Source organism: Melaminivora sp. (assembly GCF_032059615.1).
In the GTDB taxonomy this organism is placed as follows: Bacteria; Pseudomonadota; Gammaproteobacteria; order Burkholderiales; family Burkholderiaceae_C; genus Melaminivora.
This window is the reverse complement of the sequence record NZ_DAMCAM010000110.1, coordinates 1-2,784: the sequence shown is the minus strand read 5'-3', so window position 1 is coordinate 2,784 and position 2,784 is coordinate 1. Positions and strand designations below refer to the sequence as shown.

Sequence of the window (2,784 nt, the reverse complement as noted above, 5' to 3'; positions counted from 1 at the left end):
CACTGGCTGGCCGCCGCGCTGGCGGGTGCCGCGCTGGGCTGGGCGCCGGGCCGCGCCTGGGCGCTGCCGGCGCGCCCACTGGCGTTTCCGCGCGACCACGGCAGCCACCCGGACTTGCGCACCGAGTGGTGGTACATCACCGGCCACGCGCGCGCGGACGGCCGGCTGTGGGGCTTTCAGGTGACGTTCTTCCGCTCGCGCGTCGATGCCACGCAGGCGCTGCAATCGGCCTTTGCCGCCAAGCAGCTGCTATTCGCCCATGCGGCACTGACGGATGTGCAGGGCCAGCGCCTGCGGCACGACCAGCGCATCGCCCGGGCAGGGTTCGGCATTGCCGAGGCGTCCGAGGCGGATACGGCGGTGCACCTGCGCGACTGGCACTTGGTGCGCAGCCCGCTCGATGCGCCCGGCCGCAGCCGCTACCGCGCGCAGGTCGAGGGCGACGGCTTTGCGCTCGATCTGACGTTCGACAGCACGCAGCCGGTGCTGCTGCAGGGCGAGCAGGGCCTGTCGCGCAAGGGGCCGCAGGAGCGCCAAGCCAGCTACTACTACAGCCAGCCGCAGCTCGGCGTGCGCGGCCACATCGCGTTGGGCGGCCGGCGCATGGCCATCGAGCCCGGCGAAGCGCACGACAACCGCGCCTGGCTGGACCACGAGTGCAGCGAGGCGCTGCTGCACCCCGACGCCGTGGGCTGGGACTGGATCGGCATGAACCTGCACGACGGCCGGGCGCTGACGGCGTTTCACCTGCGCCGGGCGGACGGCAGCGCACTGTGGGCGGGCGGGTCGGTGCGCGCAGCGGGGGCCGTGCAGCCGCAGGTGTTCGCGCACGATGCCGTCGCATTCACGCCGCTGCGGCACTGGACGAGCGCCCTGAGCGGCGCGCGCTACCCCGTCGAGTGGCGCGTGGACACGCCTGCGGGCACCTTCACCGTGCATGCGCTGCTGGCGGACCAGGAGCTGGACAGCCGCGGCTCGACCGGGGCGATCTACTGGGAAGGGCTGTGTGAGCTGCGCGACGCCAGCGGCCAGGCGGTGGGCCGGGGCTATCTGGAGATGACGGGCTACGCGCAGCGGCTGCGGCTGGGGTGAGCGGGGCGCCCCCGGCCAGTGCGGCACCGGCATCCAAACGCTACGCTTTCAATAGCTGGAGGCCCTTGAAGCATATGGGCTGGAGACCGTTTTTTCATCAAAACGGGCTGCGCATGCTGGCAGCCCGTGCTGTTGGCCCACCTGCCCGGCAGGCAGCGCCCGGGCTGCTGCCGGGGCGCTGCGGCCGGTTTACTCGATGGCCAGGCGCTGGCCACGCCCGCCCTGCTTCTTGGGCAGGTTCAGCGTCAGCACGCCGTGCTCATACTTGGCCTGGCAGCCGTCGGCGTCGATATCGGCCGGCAGCTGGAAGCTGCGCGACACGCTGCCGTAGTAGCGCTCGGAGCGCAGCACCTTCTCGCCCTCGGTCTTCTCGTCGCGCTGGCGCACTTCCGCGCGCAGGGTGACGATGTTGCCGTCCACCGAGACATGGATTTCTTCCTTAGGCACGCCCGGGATCTCGGCCAACACCAGGAAGCCGCCCTCGTTCTCGTGCACGTCCACCTTCATCTGCCCCGGGCTGGGCAGCGGGTCACCGTGCAGCGGGCGGACGTAAAAGCCCGGGTTCATGTCCTTGAAAAAATCGTCGAACAGGCCACCACGGCCAATCAATGCGTTCATGGCAATCGCTCCTTCGTTCGTTGGGTTGACAAGGCTCGGGCCGGCGCCAGACCGGCCTCATGCCTCCAACTAGGGTTGGGCGATGACCAATTCAAGGGCTGCGCGGCTCACCGGTTTCAGGGTCGGCCAGGCATGAAAAAACCGCCCGGAGCGCGGGCGGTTGGGGGCCGGGCGCAGAGGGTCAGCCCGGAGTGCGCCGCCGCTCCAGCCAGGCGATCAGCTCGCCCATGATGCCGCGGCGGAAGGCCAGCACGCAGACCACGAAGATCAGGCCGGTGACGATGGTGACCGACTCGCCCAGGGTGTTGAACCACTCGACGCTGGTGAGGCGCGCCAGGAAGGTGCCCAGCTCGCCGATCTTGTTCTCCAGCAGCACCACCACGGCCGAGCCGACCAGCGGGCCGCTGAGCGTCCCCATGCCGCCCACCAGCGTCATCAGCACCACGTGCCCCGAAGCGCTCCAGTGCACGTCCGACAGCGTGGCAAAGCCCAGCACCACGGTCTTGAGCGCCCCGGCCAGGCCCGACAGGGCGGCCGAGATGACGAAGGCCAGCAGCTTGAAACGGTTGACGTCGTAGCCGAGTGACGTGGCGCGCGGCTCGTTCTCCTTGATGCCCTTGAGCACCTGGCCGAAGGGCGAGTGGATGGTGCGCACGATCAGCAGGAAGGCGGCGACCACGACGATCAGGCACACGTAGTACATGGTCAGGTCGCTGGACAGGTCGATCACGCCGAACAGCTTGCCGCGCGGCACGCCCTGCAGGCCGTCCTCGCCGCCGGTGAACGGCAGCTGCAGCGCGGCGAAGTACAGCATCTGCGCGAGAGCCAGCGTGATCATGGTGGCGTAGATACCCTGGCGTCGGATGGTGAACCAGCCCATGACCAGGCCCAGCAGCGCGCCGCTCAGCAGGCCGGCCAGCAGGCCCAGCTCGGGCGTGGCGCCCCAGGCCTTGATGGCGTGGCCGGTGACGTAGGCCGCGCCGCCCAGGAAGGCCGCGTGCCCGAAGGACAGCAGGCCCGTGTAGCCCAGCAGCAGGTTGAAGGCCGAGGCGAACAGTGCGAAGCACAGCAGCT

The 2,784-nt window shown here is 70.0% G+C and carries 3 protein-coding genes; 1 reads left to right on the top strand and 2 read right to left on the bottom strand.

The genetic code is table 11. The features are described 5' to 3' along the window. Window positions 1-6 precede the first annotated feature (6 nt). Window positions 7-1,092, top strand: coding sequence for a carotenoid 1,2-hydratase (locus RT051_RS14565; RefSeq protein WP_313077848.1), 1,086 nt, complete (start codon window positions 7-9; stop codon window positions 1,090-1,092). 189 nt (window positions 1,093-1,281) lie between these two features. Here RT051_RS14565 and RT051_RS14560 read toward each other — a convergent pair whose 3' ends face one another. Beyond that, a complete protein-coding gene (locus RT051_RS14560) occupies window positions 1,282-1,710 on the bottom strand; it encodes an Hsp20/alpha crystallin family protein (protein ID WP_313077845.1) in 429 nt (142 codons plus the stop codon). Between the two features lie 181 nt (window positions 1,711-1,891). After that, a partial coding sequence (locus RT051_RS14555; RefSeq protein WP_313077841.1) for a branched-chain amino acid ABC transporter permease occupies window positions 1,892-2,784 on the bottom strand: 893 nt, incomplete at its 5' end.

Coding starts and splice junctions, on each gene's coding strand:
- RT051_RS14560 (WP_313077845.1), bottom strand. CDS start 1,710: ATGAACGCATTGATTGGCCGTGGTGGCCTGTTCGACGATTTTTTCAAG.